This window comes from Paraburkholderia sp. J67 (assembly GCF_905220265.1).
Taxonomy (GTDB): domain Bacteria; phylum Pseudomonadota; class Gammaproteobacteria; order Burkholderiales; family Burkholderiaceae; genus Paraburkholderia.
In genome coordinates this window covers 318,836-335,495 of the sequence record NZ_CAJMZK010000005.1, presented here as the reverse complement: position 1 = coordinate 335,495, position 16,660 = coordinate 318,836, and the positions used below count along the sequence as shown (strand labels likewise).

15 protein-coding genes and 2 pseudogenes are annotated in these 16,660 nt (G+C 61.1%); 6 read left to right on the top strand and 11 right to left on the bottom strand.

What is annotated here, in order from left to right:
* The first annotated feature begins 21 nt into the window (after positions 1 to 21).
* Both U5782_RS13060 and U5782_RS13055 read left to right on the top strand, forming a co-directional pair.
* The gene (locus U5782_RS13060; protein ID WP_322044231.1) at positions 22 to 990 is read left to right on the top strand and encodes a type II secretion system F family protein; all 969 of its coding nucleotides are present in this window, start codon (positions 22 to 24) and stop codon (positions 988 to 990) included.
* A 73-nt stretch (positions 991 to 1,063) separates the two neighbouring features.
* Positions 1,064 to 2,041 (top strand): type II secretion system F family protein, encoded by a 978-nt coding sequence (locus U5782_RS13055; RefSeq protein ID WP_322044230.1) that lies wholly within the window; start codon positions 1,064 to 1,066, stop codon positions 2,039 to 2,041.
* A 250-nt stretch (positions 2,042 to 2,291) separates the two neighbouring features.
* Here the strand turns inward: U5782_RS13055 and U5782_RS13050 are convergent, their stop codons facing one another.
* The 4 genes and pseudogenes from U5782_RS13050 to U5782_RS13035 form a co-directional block, all read right to left on the bottom strand.
* Positions 2,292 to 2,726, bottom strand: coding sequence for an SRPBCC family protein (locus U5782_RS13050; RefSeq protein ID WP_322044229.1), 435 nt, complete (start codon positions 2,724 to 2,726; stop codon positions 2,292 to 2,294).
* A gap of 19 nt (positions 2,727 to 2,745) precedes the next feature.
* Positions 2,746 to 3,744, bottom strand: coding sequence for an aldo/keto reductase (locus U5782_RS13045; protein ID WP_322044228.1), 999 nt, complete (start codon positions 3,742 to 3,744; stop codon positions 2,746 to 2,748).
* Between the two features lie 114 nt (positions 3,745 to 3,858).
* Positions 3,859 to 4,665 carry a 2,5-didehydrogluconate reductase DkgB gene (gene dkgB / locus U5782_RS13040; RefSeq protein ID WP_322044227.1) on the bottom strand — a complete coding sequence of 269 codons (807 nt, stop codon included), beginning with the start codon at positions 4,663 to 4,665 and terminating at the stop codon, positions 3,859 to 3,861.
* Positions 4,666 to 4,771: 106 nt separating this feature from the next.
* Positions 4,772 to 5,863, bottom strand: a pseudogene (locus U5782_RS13035) (MFS transporter); the annotation flags it as partial.
* 1 nt (position 5,864) lies between these two features.
* Here U5782_RS13035 and U5782_RS13030 point away from each other — a divergent pair.
* Positions 5,865 to 6,278, top strand: a pseudogene (locus U5782_RS13030) (LysR substrate-binding domain-containing protein); the annotation flags it as partial.
* Between the two features lie 39 nt (positions 6,279 to 6,317).
* Here the strand turns inward: U5782_RS13030 and U5782_RS13025 are convergent.
* The 3 genes from U5782_RS13025 to U5782_RS13015 form a co-directional block, all read right to left on the bottom strand.
* On the bottom strand, positions 6,318 to 6,830 hold the full coding sequence (locus U5782_RS13025; protein WP_322044226.1) for an OmpA family protein: 513 nt from the start codon (positions 6,828 to 6,830) through the stop codon (positions 6,318 to 6,320).
* 71 nt (positions 6,831 to 6,901) lie between these two features.
* Positions 6,902 to 8,161: a diguanylate cyclase domain-containing protein gene (locus U5782_RS13020; protein ID WP_322044225.1), complete on the bottom strand. Its 1,260-nt coding sequence runs from the start codon at positions 8,159 to 8,161 to the stop codon at positions 6,902 to 6,904.
* Positions 8,158 to 8,856 carry a YfiR family protein gene (locus U5782_RS13015; protein ID WP_322044224.1) on the bottom strand — a complete coding sequence of 233 codons (699 nt, stop codon included), beginning with the start codon at positions 8,854 to 8,856 and terminating at the stop codon, positions 8,158 to 8,160. Before U5782_RS13015 ends, U5782_RS13020 begins: the two co-directional genes overlap by 4 nt.
* A gap of 794 nt (positions 8,857 to 9,650) precedes the next feature.
* Between U5782_RS13015 and U5782_RS13010 the strand changes: the two genes are divergently transcribed.
* Positions 9,651 to 9,893 (top strand): hypothetical protein, encoded by a 243-nt coding sequence (locus U5782_RS13010; RefSeq protein ID WP_322044223.1) that lies wholly within the window; start codon positions 9,651 to 9,653, stop codon positions 9,891 to 9,893.
* A gap of 348 nt (positions 9,894 to 10,241) precedes the next feature.
* Here the strand turns inward: U5782_RS13010 and U5782_RS13005 are convergent, their stop codons facing one another.
* Complete coding sequence (locus U5782_RS13005; protein ID WP_322044222.1) at positions 10,242 to 10,859, bottom strand: DUF1566 domain-containing protein; 618 nt, start codon at positions 10,857 to 10,859, stop codon at positions 10,242 to 10,244.
* Positions 10,860 to 11,284: 425 nt separating this feature from the next.
* Here U5782_RS13005 and U5782_RS13000 point away from each other — a divergent pair, with 425 nt between their 5' ends.
* A complete protein-coding gene (locus U5782_RS13000; protein WP_322044327.1) occupies positions 11,285 to 12,061 on the top strand; it encodes an enoyl-CoA hydratase in 777 nt (258 codons plus the stop codon).
* A 25-nt stretch (positions 12,062 to 12,086) separates the two neighbouring features.
* Here the strand turns inward: U5782_RS13000 and U5782_RS12995 are convergent, their stop codons facing one another.
* Positions 12,087 to 12,521 (bottom strand): MarR family winged helix-turn-helix transcriptional regulator, encoded by a 435-nt coding sequence (locus U5782_RS12995; RefSeq protein WP_322044221.1) that lies wholly within the window; start codon positions 12,519 to 12,521, stop codon positions 12,087 to 12,089.
* Positions 12,522 to 12,882: 361 nt separating this feature from the next.
* Between U5782_RS12995 and U5782_RS12990 the strand changes: the two genes are divergently transcribed.
* Positions 12,883 to 13,506 (top strand): glutathione S-transferase, encoded by a 624-nt coding sequence (locus U5782_RS12990; protein ID WP_322044220.1) that lies wholly within the window; start codon positions 12,883 to 12,885, stop codon positions 13,504 to 13,506.
* Between the two features lie 43 nt (positions 13,507 to 13,549).
* Here U5782_RS12990 and U5782_RS12985 read toward each other — a convergent pair whose 3' ends face one another.
* Positions 13,550 to 14,452 (bottom strand): LysR family transcriptional regulator, encoded by a 903-nt coding sequence (locus U5782_RS12985; protein ID WP_322044219.1) that lies wholly within the window; start codon positions 14,450 to 14,452, stop codon positions 13,550 to 13,552.
* 148 nt (positions 14,453 to 14,600) lie between these two features.
* Positions 14,601 to 16,157 carry an EAL domain-containing protein gene (locus U5782_RS12980; protein ID WP_322044218.1) on the bottom strand — a complete coding sequence of 519 codons (1,557 nt, stop codon included), beginning with the start codon at positions 16,155 to 16,157 and terminating at the stop codon, positions 14,601 to 14,603.
* Positions 16,158 to 16,660: the final 503 nt, after the last annotated feature.

Here is a 16,660-nt window from a genome sequence, read left to right as displayed (position 1 = left end):
CCGCGTCCACAAGGAGACGATATGAACACGACCTTCCTCACCGCCGCCGTGCTGCTGTTCGTCGCGGTGGTCATGAGCTGCCAGACCGCCTGGGTCTGGTGGAACGGCCGCCACGGTGCGGCGGCGAAGCGGATGGCCGCGCGCCTCGAATCGCTGACGGCGGGCAGTACGTCTCGCCGCGAAGCGCTCTCGATCCTCAAGGCGCGGCGGCTCGGTGCGGCCACGCCGCTTGCGCGCGCGCTGCCGTGGCTGCACTCGCTCGACGCGTGGCTGATGCAGTCGGGCCTGCCCTGGTCGCTCGGCCGTCTGTGCGCGAGTTGTGCCGCGTTCGGCCTCGCGGTGCTGGCGGGTGCGTCGCTCGCGAACCTGCCGCTCGCGGTGGCGTTGAGCGGTGCGCTCGCGGGCGCGCTGCTGCCGGTGCTCCACGTGCGCCGCCACCGCGCGCGCCGCCTGCGCCACTTCGAGCGCCAGTTGCCCGAGGTCTGCGACATGCTGGGGCGCGCGCTGCGCGCGGGCCATGCGTTTTCCAGCGCGATCGACATGGCGGGCACCGAGTTCCCCGAGCCCGCGGGCGGCGAATTCCGCACGACCTTCGACGAGATCAACTACGGCGTCTCGCTCAACGACGCGCTGTGCGGGCTCGCGAACCGCATGCCGGTACGCGATCTGCGCTACCTCGTGATCGCGGTGTTGATCCAGCGCGAGACCGGCGGCAATCTTGCCGAACTGTTCGACAGCATCGCGTGGCTGGTCCGCGAGCGCTTCAAACTGTTCGACAAGGTGCGCGTGCTGTCTGCGGAAGGGAAGCTCTCGGCCTGGGTGCTCGGCATGTTGCCGATCGGCTCGGCGGCGATCATCAACTTCGTCAACCCGGATTTTCTGGACCCGTTCTGGAACGACCCGGTGGGCATCCGGCTGCTCGATGGCATCGTGATCTCCATGATCTGCGGGGCCCTCTGGATTCGCCGGATCGTGCGCATCCGCGTGTGAGCGAGGCGCGCCGGATCACGCAGATCGACGGCATCGACAACATCGATAACGAATAGACGGACGGGGGAACATCATGCAGACGCTGGATCTGAAGCAGTGGGTCGTGTTGATCGGCCTGTTTGGCGGCGTGTTCGTGCTCACCTTGAGCGCGCTTTACACCCTCATGCCGCGCACCTTGCGGCGGCGCGTGGAGCAGGCGGCCGGCGCGCGCGCGGCCGGTCAGCGGATCGAGCCTGGCGAGCTCGACGCGGCCAATGACAAGCCGGTTTGGGTCGAGCGCGTCGCGCAGATGTCCGCACCGCTCTCGAAGCTTTCCGCGCCCGACCAAAGCGGCGACCTCTCGGCGCTGCGCGTGCGCCTCATGAATGCGGGCTGGCGCTCGCCGGGCGCGGTGGGGGTCTTTCTCGGCACGCGTACGGCGCTCGCGCTCGCGCTTCCGCTGGCGGCCTCGCTCACGCTCGTCGGTACGACGTTGCGCCCGAACACGGCGGTGCTGCCGCTTGCGCTTGTGGCCTTCGCGGGCATCGGCTATTACCTGCCGGGACTCGTGCTCAAGCACTACGCCTCGCGCCGCCGCAGGCAGATTTTCGAGGACTTTCCCGATGCGATCGACCTGATGACCGTGTGCGTGGAAGCCGGTCTCGGGCTCGATGCGGCGATGGTGAAAGTGGCCGAGGAAATCCGCCTGCGCAGCCCGGTGGTCGCCAGCGAACTCGATCTGCTGCTGCTCGAAATGCGCTCGGGCTTTTCGAAGGAGCAAGCGCTGCGTAACTTCGCGATGCGCACGGGCGTGGAGGACATCGACGGCTTTGCAACCATGCTGATTCAGGCCGAGCGCTTCGGCACCAGCATTGGCACTTCCTTGCGCGTGCTGTCCGACACGCTGCGCACGCGGCGGCGCATGCGCGCCGAAGAAACCGCGGCGAAGATCGCACTGAAGCTGCTCTTTCCGCTGATGTTCTGCATCTTTCCGACTCTGCTCGCCGTGCTGATGGGGCCGGCGTTCATCCATATTTTTCGTGCGCTGTCGCCCAGTCTCGGGGGAGGCTAAAGAGGCGGGAATCTTTCGAAAAGAAGTGTGCCCTTATGCCGGCTTTCACGTGATCAAGGCCCGTGGTGGCCGGCGCTTTTTTCTGTTGTCGGAGAGCGTGATAGGTAGCCCCTTCGGCCGTCAAGCGGTGGCACGGCAGGCGTAGTTTGCATCAACAACTGCGCAGCCGGACCAGCAGACATTCGATCGAGATTTCAGCTGAACGCAACTCACTGCGTGTGCGATCTTCGTTTCGCGTGGTGTTGCGGAACTACCCGCGCGCGGATGCCTCTTCCTCAACGAGCCTCTTCAGTCGATTGAGCCCTGCTCGATACACTACCTCGTAATGCCCGGCGAGCAACTCGGCCTTTTGCGTGTCGAGGGGATCGAAACGGCTCGACCACGTGACGGTCGTATCGCCGACAGCGCTTTGCTGCGCGCTGAGCGTCGCTGTGTAATCGGTCACCGGATCGGGGCCTTCCACGATCGAGTAGCGATAGAAAGTGTGCGGCTCGCTAAGCTCAAGCAGTTCCTCGACGATGGTCTTTCCATCAATCGTTTCCAGGTGCCGCAGCTGGCCATCGTGAGACAGGCGCGACGAACGGACGAATTCGAGCCAGCCGGGCAGGCCATTGAAATCGCGGAGTCTTGCCCAGACCCACTCCACGGGCGCCGCCATATCGACGGATACGCTAACGCTTGTCATGTTCAGTTATCCTTGGTATTTAGTTCTGCGGCGTCGGCGCGTCAGGGTTGATGACACCTGCCGTTTTCAGCTCGGTCCACAGCGCGGCGGGAATGGGGCAACGAGCGAGCGCGAGATTCTCCGCAATGCGTGCCGGGCGGCTCGCACCGGGAATGACCCCGGCCACTGCGGGATGCGCAAGCGAGAAAGCCAGCGCGACCGCGCGAATATCCACGCCGAAGCGCGCGCAGATCGCCTTGATCTCTTCGACGCGGGCGAGCATTTCTGCTGGCGCCTTCTGGTATTCGTAATATGAGCCGCCGGCGAGCACGCCAGAATTGTAAGGACCACCCACTACGATCCCGAGCCCGCGCTGCGCCGCCGCTGGCATCAACTTTTCGAGTGCATTCGCATGGTCGAGCAGCGTGTAACGACCGGCGAGCAGGAAGCCGTCCGGATCGGCGCGATCGAGCGCGAGTTCGCACGGTTCGACACGGTTCACGCCAAGCCCCCAGCCTTTGATGACCCCTTCTTCACGCAGGCGCGTGAGCGCCTTGGCCGCGCCCGACATGGCCGTGTCGAAAACATCGCGCCACGCTTCGCCGTGGAAGTCCACAGCCGGATCATGAATCCAGACATAGTCGAGATAGTCCGTGCGCAAGCGCTTGAGGCTGTCCTCGATCGAGCGCAGTGTGCCGTCTTCGCTATAGTCGTAGACGATGTGATTCGGCAACCCGTGTTCGAACAGGCCGCCTTTCTCGCCCAGATCGCGCGCCGTGGTGGATTCGATCTCATCCAGAATGAGGCGGCCCACTTTGGTGCCGAGGACATATTCATTGCGCGGATAGTGTGCGAGCGCCTCGCCGAGGCGCAGTTCCGCAAGCCCTGCGCCATAGAGCGGTGCACCGTCGAAGTATCGGATGCCGCTATCCCAGGCGGCATGAACGGTAGCGATGGCTTCCTGATCAGGGATGTTGCGATACATGTTGCCGAGCGGAGCGGTTCCAAAGCCGATCCGCGAGGGAATGGTGATACGCATGAGTGTTCCTTTGAATGTTGGGGCGGCAGAGGTGCCGCAGATGTGTGTATGGAAGTCGCTCGGGCGGCAGCCGCGGCGCTGTCGGCTTCCGCGATGCGAATGGGCTTCTGCGTATCAGTCCCACTGGGCGGCGAGACCCTCAGGGCTCACTTCGCGGCCATTGCGTTCGAGTGCGGCGATATCCGCCATGTCTTCGTCGGTCAGTTGGAGCGTCTGCGCGAGCAGGTTGCTCGCGAGGTTTTCGCGCTTCGTCGACGACGGAATCACCGAATAGCCGAGGCGCAGCGCCCAGGCGAGCGCCACCTGGGCCGGCGTCGCGTGGCGCCGTTCAGCGATCGCGCGAATGACCGGGTCGCCGAGCACCTTGCCGTAAGCGAGGGTCATGTACGACGTGATGTGAATGCCTTCCTGCTGAAGGAAGCTCACGAGCCTGCGGCTTTGCAGATACGGGCTCAGCTCGATCTGGTTGGTCGCGATGTTCTCCTTGCCGACCACGGCGATTGCCTGCTTCGTCAACTCGATGTTGAAATTGGAAATGCCAATCTGCTTCGTGAGGCCCTGCGACTTTGCTTCGGCGAGCGCACTCATGAATTCCTCGAGCGAAACACCGTTGTTGGGCGCGGGCCAGTGGATCAGCGTGAGATCGACTTCGTCGCTGCGCAGTTTCTTCAGGCTGTCCTTGAGGCTCGGGATCAGCTTGTCGCGCGAGTAGTTGTCGACCCAGATTTTCGTGGTCAGGAACAGGTCTTTGCGCGCGACGCCCGAAGCGGCCATCGCTTCGCCCACTTCGGCTTCGTTGCCATAGATCTGCGCGGTGTCGATCGCGCGGTAGCCGGCTTCGAGGCCGTTGCGCACCGAGTCGATGACGACCTGGCCTTGCAGGCGGAACGTGCCGAGGCCGAATGCGGGAATGTTGCTCATGGTGTTCTCCGGGTCAGTGATGGAAAGGAGAGGTCGATGGCGTCATTGTGCCGATTTCGATCTATGCGAAAAACGGCAGTAAAGGCGAAATACAATTGAATTGAAATCAAATATTGCCCGGCGGGAGATCGCGTGCCGAGCTGTGCTGCGGCTGCTGGCGCTGCAGGGCCATTTGCACGAACACGAGCGCCAGACCCGAAGCGGCGATTACGGCGCCGACGATGGGTACCGCGGCGTAGCTGAAGCCTGCTGAAATCGCCGCGCCACCCGCGGCTGCACCCACGGCATTGCCGAGATTGAAGGCGCCCACGTTGACGGAAGAGGCCAGCCCTGGCGCTTCGGAAGCGGCGCGCATGACGCGCATCTGCAAGGGCGGCACGACGGCGAAGGTCGCGATGCCCCAGACCACGACGGCAATCGCGGTGCCGATGTGATTCGTCGCGAGCAGCGGAAACGCAAGCATGATGGCGACGAGCAGGCTAAGGAACACGATCAGGCTGCCGTTGAGCGAGCGGTCCGCCAACCGGCCGCCCGCCACGTTGCCAATCGAAAAACCCACACCCACGAGCACGAGCATGGCCGTCACGAAGGAGGGCGAGGCACCGGTGAGTTGTTCGAGCGTCGGCGCGATATAGGTGTAGAGCGTGAACATCGCGCCAGCGCCGAGCACGGTCGTGGCCATCGCCATCAACACCACGGGGCGGGTGAGCACCTTCAACTCGCCGCGCACGTGCGGCACCTTTCCGGCTTCGCCCTTGGGCAGCGCCATCCGCAGGATCAGCATCGTGACGACCCCGAGCACCGCGGTCGCGGCGAACGCCATGCGCCAGCCGATCGTCTGGCCGAGCCAGGTCGCGGCGGGCACACCGCCAATGTTCGCGATCGTCAGCCCCATGAACATGGTCGCCACCGCACTGGCCTGCTTGTGACGGGGCACGACGCTCGCCGCGACCAGCGAGCCGAGTCCGAAGAACGCGCCGTGATTGAGACTCGTGACGAGGCGCGCGAGCAGGAGCATCGTGTAGTCCGACGAGAGCGCCGAGAGCAGGTTGCCGAAGGTGAAGAGGCTCATGAGCGCGATGAGCGCCGTTCTGCGCGACCAGCGCGAGAGCGCGAGCGTCATCAGCGGCGCGCCGACCATCACGCCAATCGCGTAGGTGGTGATCAGCATGCCGGCGGTCGGGATGGAGACGTGCAGCGTGCGCATTCTCGCGAGCCCGGCGTATCTGGAGGCCCACGGGCACCCCAGACGGGTTCAGGACCTCGCGAAGCATGCATTGCTGGGGTTCAATCAGCCTGAGGCGCTCAATGTCTGGCCGATATCGGGGCCGGACAACGAGCCGTATCGCATCTCACCAACCATCTGGTCGTCGAGCGGCGAGACGTTGCGCCAGCTCGCTCTGGCGGGCGCCGGTATCGTGTGCCTTTCCGACTTCATGACGGCGCGCGACCGGCACGAGGGCGCGCTCGTGCAGCTCTTCACTCGCCAGACCCAGGATGTCCGGCAGCCAATCAACGCGGTCTACTACCGCAATACTGCGATCTCGGCGCGCATTGCCTCGTTTGTCGATCATCTGATTGAGGCGGTGCGCGGGACCGAGTTCGAGCGCTAGTGGTTGGCTCGCACTCGGGCGCTGCTGCCAATAGCCGGCTTAGCGCGGAGAGACAATAATCGCGACCCGGCGATTCTGCACCCGGCCGGCTTCCGTGCTGTTGTCGCCCACCGGGTCGCGCTTACCTTTGCCGATGATCTCGACATTGGCAGCGGGAAGGCCGGCGTCGATCAGTTCGAGCGCCACGACCGTGGCACGGCGTTTCGACAACTCGAAGTTATAGGCGTTGGAACCCTCTGCGTCGGTGTACCCATAGACGCGTACGCTGGTAAGCCCTGCCGACATGAGCGTATGGCCGATGTGTTCGACAATCCGGCGGCCGTCGGGCTTGAGGTTGTAGCGGTCGAAGTCGAACAGAATGGGACCCGTCGACCCGAACTCGAAACCTCGCCCGGTCTCCTCGAAACCCGCCGATGTCAGTGCCTGGACCTGCGTTTGCGTCAGGCCACGATAAAGCGGCGGTGCTTTGCAGCCCGCAAGCAACATACACAGGAAAAGTGCGCTCGCAACGACCATTCGCCTGGTACCTTCAGGAGACGTGTGTTTCTTCATCGAATTCTCCTTGAGCGCGCGGGCGTGGTGCGCGCAGTTTCAAATTTTTGCGGCAGTTATCGCGCATTGCGTCAAACCGGCCCCGCGACACCTTCAGCGAATTGCCACGAGCCCGGTCGCGCACGCTTGGCCCGGTACATCGCTGCGTCGGCAGCTCGCAGCAAGCCGCTCGCGTCGCACGCGTGATCGGGATACAGCGCAATCCCGATGCTCATCATGGTGGCCACCGTGCGGCCGTCGGGCAAGGCGATCGGCGGTGTCATGCCGGACGCGATGTCCTCAGCGATACGGGTGGCGCTCGCCAGTTCGTGCATCGGCGCCAGCATCACGGCGAATTCGTCGCCGCCGAGGCGTGCCACCAGATCGACTTCGCGCAACTGCGTGCGCAGGCGCGCCGCGATGCTGATCAGCACCGCATCGCCGGCTTCATGGCCGAGGCAGTCGTTGATCTCCTTGAAGCGGTCGCAGTCGAGATAGAGGACAGCGACCCGCTGGCCCGTCACCATCGCCTCGTCGAGGGCGTTCTTGAGGCGGGTTTCGAACTGCGAACGGTTGGGCAGGCCCGTGAGCGCATCGTGGGTCGCCTTGTGTTCGAGTGACGCGTTTTCATGGCGCAGGTTGTTCTGCCAGTCTTCGAATTCGTCGAGCAACGCGTTGAAGTCGTCGCCGAGTTCCTTGAGTTCAGCGATTGCCGCGGCCTCGACCCGCGTCCCGAATGCACGCTCGCGGCGCACCGCGTGGGCGACGCCGGCCAGCGCGTGCAGCGGGGCGACGATGTTGCGCAGTACGTGCTTCGAGCTGACGTAAGCGCCAAGCACGCTCACCACGAGGCAGGCCAGGATGCCGCCCACGCCGCCGATCAGGAAGCCAAAGAACTGGTGCCCCTGGCCACGAACTTCGACGTAACCGACGACGACCCCGTCGTGGATCACCCGTACCGTTACGGGTCCAGGCAACGCTATGCCGGCGACCCCTCGCTCGAGCTTCGCAATCGTGCTCGCCGCTGGCGATTGCCATGCCGCGAATGGCCGGCCCCCGCTATCCGAGACGACGATCTCGGCCACGTCCTCTTCTTTGGCGATCAGCACGATCGCCTGGGTCGCCGCGACGCGGTCGCCGAACACCAGCGCCGCCTCCACCGTATAGGCCAGCGAGCGGGCCAGCAGGTTCAGGTTATTGCCGGCATAGGCACGCAACGCGATCACGGCGACCATGATCAACGACACGGCGGCCATCGTGACGGCGACGAACGCCAGACGCAGGTGCGCGCGGCGCAAAACGCTTTGCAGCGTCGGGCGCGCACAGGAGGCGGAGGACGGGGGCTGTCTCATGGTGTCACCGGCCGCCGCGCGAGACTGAGCACATTGGGCTGGACGCGTACGCCGCTGCGCGCCACGGCGTCGAGATTGATGTCGAACGTAACGCGTTCGCCATCGACATTGAGGCAGAACATGCTGCCAGCGGTGCAGGACGGATCGTGTTCCGCGATGGTCAGGACAGGGTGGCCCGCCACGGTGGCGCTGACCCGCTGTTTCTCGGCGCCGCTCAGGGCGCCGAGATAGACGACTTCGCAGGCCGCCCCAAGGGCGGAATCATCGAAATGGATATGCTGCACCTCGAGCGGTGTCGAGCCTGCCTGCAACGCGTCGACCAGGCCCTGTGCGTAGTCGGGTCGGCCCGTCACGCAAAGATGCAGGCGGCCGGGCGGCGTCGGCCAATGCGTAAAGCTGATGATGCCCAACACGACCTGGCGCACGGCGGCGTCTCGTGGCGAAATGGCGGGTTCGGTGTGGCTCGTGGCGACGACGTCGGGCGCCGTGTGGGTGGGATCGACTGTACTCGTGGATGTGTCGGCAAGCGCGCCTGGTACCGTACCTAGCACGCAAGCCAGTGCGAGCAAGGCATGGTGCATTCTGGTCGTCCAGCCAGGCCGGGCAGACGTCGGCAGCGCGGCGATCGGCGCCGCGCCCCCTGGCCTCATTGCAGCCGTACGACGGGCGACCACGGCGCGCACGCTCGCATGCATGATGAAAACACCTGTTGGCGTCGATTCAGGCGCTGTCTTCTGGCTCCCGCGATTCGCGGGCGGGTAGAAAGATTATGCGCATTGATTCCATCTTAAGCGCAAAGTCGCATAAGCAACCAGTTGGCAACATCCGTTTTCGCTGTGAAGAGCGTCGACTGCCGCGTTTCAGCGAATTGGTCTGCACATTGGCGAGATAAACCCGTTGGTGTGACCACTTGTGGGGTGCCTGCTCGCTCGACAAGGGCATACGTCATCGCGGACGCGCGAACGTTCCCAGCGGCACGCAACGTACACAGCGCACAGCGTTGCGTCGATTAGCATGCGCGTACGATGCCGACGAAATCTCGATCTTTCGTATGACGAACTGCCGTGCATTGCCCTGTGATTGAACGGGTAACGCAGCCACATTCCCAGTCCCGCAAGCCAGCGCCAAGCCGACCCGGACCGTGGCGCCCCGTCGCGTTGAACTTCGAGGAGCCGGCACAAAGATCTTCACGTACCGCATTGATAGCCGGGTGCCGTATCACATCCTGAAACTATGTCGCGTATGCCAGAAGGGCGAAACCTGGGAATGCACACCTGTCTTGCACATGGAACAATGGGATTGCATATTGTGAAATTCAATATATAGGCGATTGATTTATTTGTGTTTTTTATCGATTTCTCACGGGCGGAATGATGGCCTGTTCGAGGCGGGGTTGAGATACGCTGACTAGCAAGCGTATCAATCTGGCGGCTGCCCGAGAAATCTCAGGACAGCGGTTACCCGATTTTCAATCCTGTGGAGTGATGAGATGTTGCACGTTTATATTGAACCTCTGCCAAAGGGGCAGTGGGGCCCAATCGATGGCTATGCCATCGAAACCCCAGACGGTACAAAGCTCTCGGAGGAACGCCTTGCTTCGGAGACGCTTGCGGTAAGCGCAGCAAAATTGCTCGGGTATAGTCCGCTGTTGCCGACGGTCCGCATTCCAGACAAGACGAATATCGAACACTGGAAATCCGCCGGCAAGCAGGTTGCGGCTGCCCAGATATAAAGGCCGAGAGGAAGTACGTCGCCTGGCAGATCGATGCGAACGTCGGCAGGTCGTCCACGAACGAAAGAGCCCGCGGAAAGCGGGCTTTTTCTTGACCGTACAGGGTGCCGAATCTGAAGCCGGAAAGCGTGGGCGACGCGTACTTGATTGCAATTTTTTGCACGCCGATTGAGCAGGTAGAAGGTCAACCGGACTGTGCACTCCGACAGGTTCAGCTGACCGGCTCAATCCGGCCAGAAGCGCAAACGGGTGATGGCGATGCGAGTGTTTGTTCCGAGCCTGGATTCGGCCTCCCGGCGGATCCCGGTTAGAGCCCAGTGACAACCGACGCGTGGACCTCACGTGTGCTTACTTGAAAGCGTGCCCGCTACGCACAAGGCGGGCGACACTCACGTACCCTTTGCCCACGCCGACATTATTGACCATGCTGCCAAAGCATTGGCCAACATTGACGTTGTTTTGATCGTCTCGCATCGAGCTCGATAAATAGTACGTATTGGGCAACATTTCAGGGAAAACGGGCACAGGGTTGTCCGCCGTTTTAGTATCTGCGCAGGCTACTTCGAGAAGACTCATGACTTCTCCAATGTCAGGCAGTCGCCATCCGTTCTGATCCTTCTCAACGTCCGCTAAAACCTGGGTCATGCTCAAGCGCTTCGTCACACCCTTACACCAATGCTCCTCTTCGTCCCACGTTTCGCCGTAGTTGCATCGCTGCCATGTCAAATCGGTCTTTTTGTCATAAACCTCATTCCCGTGGACTACGAAGCGCCGCTTCAAAATTTGCTCAAATTCGACACGTTTGATCTGAGCGGCCGTCTTCGCTGATTCAACCTGATCAGGCGACGCAAGGCCAATTGTGGCGGGAGTTCGAGGCGTACCGGATAACATTTGTGCTTGAGCCGAAGCTAGCGGAACGCATGTGCCAAGCGCTAATGCTGTCAGGATATTTCTTATATTCATCATGATCTCTTCTACTTTGTTTTTATAGTAAAACAAGAAAATCGAAACAGAGAATCAGGTACTTCACGGACCTGCGGATGCCCTATCGGTTGATAACCTGCTCCCGCGCTTTCCCAGGTGTCGATTATGTGAGACGCAGACCGACGCACCCCGTATATGCCGGATAGAACACACAATGCAATGCATGGGCTTACTCCATGACGCAACGAGTTCGACCACCGGAGTATAACCAATCGGAAGATGATGGGATCAGCCGGTATCGGCATGACTTTGTCGTACTCTCCTGGCTAGCACAGGCATGGTGCACGCGACGCGAACGGGCCGATGATATCCCGCACTCGCGCAAAATCCAGGCATCTCCTTCAGTTTACTTCGCATGCGAATCACTTATATACTTCACATGCGAACTAAAACTTCAGGAGATAGTGATGATTGCGGAGATCCGTGTCGAACAGGCCAATGGCATTCTGACAATTACGTTGGCCCGGGCCGACAAGAAGAATGCCCTGACGAATGAGATGTATGGCGCGTTAGCCGATCTCATCGAAAACGCCGGGCAGGACGGTACGACTCGCGTGGTACTCGTACAAGGCGACGGTGACATCTTTACCGCGGGCAACGACGTGGGCGAATTCGCCGCGATTGCGGCCGGAAAAGGGCCCGGCGAGCGGCATGTGCATCGTTTCCTGCACGCACTGGCGAAATCGACGGTTCCGTTGGTCGCGGCGGTTCACGGCAAGGCGGTGGGTATCGGCACTACGATGCTGCTGCATTGCGACTACGTCCTGCTCGCGCCGGACGCGCAATTGATGACGCCATTCGCAAACCTGGCGCTCGTGCCCGAGGCAGCATCGAGCTACCTGCTTCCGCTGCGTGTGGGTCACGTGCGCGCCTTCGAAATGTTCGCGCTGGGCGAGCCGATCGACGCAAACAGTGCGGTAGCGTGGGGTCTGGCGAACAAGATCTGTGCGAAAGACGAGTTACGTGCGCAAGCGAAGCGCATGGCGGAAAAGATCGCCGCAAAACCGGCCGGTTCGCTCAGCGCCATGAAACTGCTCATGCGCAATGCCGAGGCGCTGATTGCGAAAATGGACAGCGAGAGCGCGAAGTTCGAAGAACGGCTGGCAAGCGCTGAAGCGAGGGAAGCATTCTCGGCATTCGCCGAAAAGCGCAAGCCGGATTTTTCCAGCATCTCGCAGCATTGATCGCTGTATGAATGGGGAGGGGCGATCAGGCGTCGCGATCGTCAGCGAGGGGGAAGCGGGATTGCAGGCTGGTCAGCCAGCGCGCCACGATGTCGATCTCCGCTTCCGTAAATCCTTCGGTCAATCTGGCGTTGAGATCCTTCATGCGAAGTTTCGAACGCTGGCGCGCGGCGCGACCTTCCTCTGTGAGCCACAGGCGCGAGGCTCGTCCATCGGACTCGTCGGCGCGGCGTTCAATCAAACCCGCTCTTTCTGTACGGTCGGCAAGACCGCTCATGCCCGGCGCGCCCAGATCCAGTGCCGCAGCGGCCTCGCTCAACAGCGAGCCGTCATGCTCGCCGAGGAAAAAAAGCAGCCCTGCCTGGGCGGCCGTCACGCCGCTGCTTCCCGCGCGTTCCTGCGACCAGCGTTGCAGTCGGCGTTGCCCGACGTTCAGCAAATAGAGGAGACGGTGCTTCACGATTGAGCGGGAAAAATTGATGGATATTTAGTTCGTATGTGAATCATATCATGCAGAATCAACCCGGCTTCACGGCAATATGCAGGTCTGATAGATCCTCACGCCGCTAGCCAAAGCACGCGTTGGCGTAGGTCAGTACACCTCTAGAGGCGAGCACCTTTCACGATCAGTACAGAGCACGCGGTAGGGAGTTTGCAATTCTGCAATACACCTGTAGTCCACCTGGCCCAGTGAATGGCAATAGAACTGTATCTGTCGGGCCGTACGACCGACAGATACACTGGGTCGTCCTGGGCAGCGGAACTGATCGGCCCAGGTTTGCTGCGTCGCCCCGACCAACCACGAACCTGCTGTCATCGCCATGCTGCAAATACTGGGGAAGGCCTCTTCCATCAACGTGCGCAAGGTTCTCTGGACCTGCGCCGAACTGGACATCGTGTTCACGCGTGAGGACTGGGGTGTCGGCTTCCATTCCACCCACACGCCCGAGTTTCTCGCGCTTAATCCCAACGCGATGGTGCCCGTCATTCGCGACGGAGATTTCGTGCTCTGGGAATCGAACACGATCATTCGCTATCTGGCCAATCGTGAACATGCCACCCACCTTTACCCAACGCCAGCACCGGCTCGCGCCCGCGTGGACCAATGGATGGACTGGCAGGCGACCGATCTGAACAAGTCGTGGGCTTACGCGTTCCTGGCGCTCACCCGGCGTCTTCCTGATTACCAGGATCCGGAACAGATCGCGCAGTCCTGCACAGCGTGGAGCAGGCACATGACAATCATCGAGCGGCAACTGGAGAAGACCGGCGGCTTCATCGCCGGAACGTCGTTCACGATGGCGGATATTCCTATCGGCCTCTCGGTTAACCGCTGGCTCGAAACGCCGTTGGCGCACGAAGATTTCCCAGCCACGCTGGCGTACATGGATCGCATGCGAGGGCGTCCAGGCTACGCCGACTACTGCCGCAACGGTATCCCTTGAACACCCCCCACCTCTCAACAGGATGGTCGACCGTCAGGCGTATTCATGCTTCGCACCGACTTCTCACGAGTTCGACAAGCCAGTCGGCAAACGCCTGAAAGCGACGGGAGAGGTGCTGCCGATGCAGATAGAGCAACGTGACCGGCATGGGTGCGGCACGATATTCCGGCAACACTTCAACCAGTTCTCCGGCACGGATATGGGCCTCCACGTCATAGGCTGGGATCTGTATGAGCCCGAGGCCCGCGAGACAGCAAGCGATATACGCCTCTGCATTGTTGACGGCGACGCGCCCCTTGATCGCGAGCGTCCTCGTCGTGTTGCCGTCGACCCATTCCCACGGCGCGAGCCGACCGTTGGATGGCGATGCATATCCAATCGCTATGTGGTGGGCGAGGTCGCCAGGATCGCGCGGCGTGCCGTGCCGGGCAAGATAGGCAGGACTGGCGACGTTGACAAGCGAGAGCGTGCCGATCGGACGGGCAATGAGTTCGGACTCGACAAGCGTGCCAACGCGCAGCGCGCAGTCAATCCGCTCCTCCGTCAAATCGACTGGTCGATCTGTTGCGTTAATTTCGACGTCAATCTGGGGATAGGCATCGAGAAACGCGGGAAGCGCTGGCGCGACGATCAAGCGGCCGATCCGGCCGGGCATGTCGACGCGTAACGTCCCGGCGAAGGCGAAGTCCGCTGAACGAAACAGATTCTCCGTTTCCTCGACATCGGAGATCAGGCGCTGACACCGCTCGTAGAAGGCTGCACCGTCCTGGGTTGTTGTGACCTTGCGCGTGGTGCGGTTCAGCAAACGCGTGCCAACGCGGTTCTCCAGGTCCTGAATGGCGGCCGATACGGACGAGCGAGGCATGCCGAGCGTATTCGCCGCGCGCGTGAAGTTCGCGCACTCCACGACGCGAGCGAATACACGAAAAAGGTCTATACGGTCCATGCTTGCCGATCAGCCAAAGCGGATTCGCCGGAAAAAACGCATCAACGGGTGGTCATTGCCGATGGATACGTCCAGAAATAAGGACGTCATAGACTGCAATTCGAGCTATGCCATTCGCAATCGAGTGACTGCATGGGGCGCTCACGTGCTACACCGGCCCCGGCGCGATGCCTGGATTCGCAGCCACAAATGCGGCCAGCGCCTGGATAGGCATGGGTTTGCCGAATACCCATCCTTGCGCGAACTGCACTCCGGCAGCACGCAGGATGTCACGTTGCTCGATGGTCTCGACGCCTTCCGCGATCATTTGCAGATTCAACGAGTGCGCCATTTCGATGATGTGCATCGTCACTTGCCGCGTGGGCGCCGTCGTGGCAATGGAGTCGACGAACATTCTGTCGATCTTCAGGTAATCGAGTTTGTACGTGGCGAGATACGACAAGCTCGAATTACCGGTGCCGAAGTCGTCAATAGCGACCTTGAATCCTTGTGCCCGCACGGTCAGCAATACATCCGTCGCCTTCTCCGGCGTCATGAAGCCGCGCTCCGTTGCTTCGATGACGATATTCTCCGGCAGTGCATTCATGGCGGCGAGCATGTCATTGAGTTTGGCTGGCGTCTCGGGAGAGTTTAAATCGGCGGCGGAGACGTTGATCGCGATATGCAGATCCGGATGGTTCTTGATCAGCAGTGCGGCATCGCGCGTGACTAATTCGATGACTTTCTGTGTGATATCGACGATCAGGTTGCTCGTCTCCGCAACCGGAATGAATTCGGATGGGCCGACCGCTTTGCCGTCGCGACGCTTCCACCGGATCAGCGCCTCTGCGCCGACGCATCGAAGCGTACGTAAATCCATCACGGGTTGATACAGCAGGTAGAACTCGTCCTTTTTCAACGCGATCTTGATCTGCGTTGACAGAGAGAAGTACCTGCGAATAGCGATCCAGCTGAGTACTGCCAACAGAGTACCCACCAGAACAGAAAGCGGAAGCGCGCTGCGCGCGGGGCCGTCAGATAGTGTCTGCCACCACGTGACGGGCATCGACGCGAAAATCACGTCGCTTTTCTTTTCCGTCCGCACGGCGACCACAAGCGTGTCTTTGTCGACAAAATGCGTGTGACCTTGCTGAAACCGTCGTGCCCATGCGGGTTCATAAATGCCATGAGAACGAATCACGGATTCAGATGGAAAGCTGATATGAGCAAACGAGACCGACGACGATGCCGGCAGGATATCGAGCACGACGCTCGGCGCAATGAATACGACATAGTTGCCTTGCGCATTGACATTGAATGTCGTGCTCCTCAAGGAGGGCAGACTCACGTCGCTCCACGATTTCATCCCGGTTGAGTCGACGCGCTTCGGTTCGCCCAACGGTTGGCGCTGCGTCAGGTTCGTCATCGTGGTGCATTCGAGTGCGCCGTCGGCTAGATAGCCCATGCCCTTGAGCATCGGTTTCGTCGCGACGACGTTTCGCATGCGCGCCAATTCGCTTTCGGAGCAAGGATCCCTGGTGGTTGAAACAGATGTCGATCCAGGCCTGCGCGCGCTTTGTACCTCGCCTAGCGCGCGAATAGCCTCGTAGCGCGTTTCGGACGAGCGTCGACCAATATCGGCAGCCAGCGCGCTCAGGTGCCGCACTTGCGTCTGCCGTCCGGCAAGCCAGGTCAATGTCACGCCGAGGGTAATGGGTAGAACCATGAAGACGGTTGCCCCAAGAAGTGCGGGAATCCAATATTTTCCGCCGGAAACCACGTTTGCCTCGCTATTGCTGTTGGAATTGCGGTAACGACCGGGTCGGGTTCTTTATGCAGAATGGGAACAAAAGGATGCGCGCGTCATCTAGGGATGCTTGCTGATGACCAGTGTAAGCGGTCGCGAGTCGAACGCGACCCAGAAATTCCGACGCTTAACAATAGTTAACAAATGCAAAGTGGCGGCGTTTTGGAAGCTTTTTTCACCGAGCCAGACTATCTGGGGGAGGCATGGTTTGCGAGGGAGCGATGGCTTTTCGACGGGCCGAGCATTGCGCATCACGGAATATTTTGAAACGGGAAGAAGGAACGGTAAATCGCCCAAATACCGGACAAATAACGGGGTCATCCGGAGGAAGCAGCACCGCCAACACAAAATCGCCTTAAAATCGGCCGAGTATCGTGACCATTGCGGACCAGGCACTCGTCACCGGTTGCACGCATTGCCTC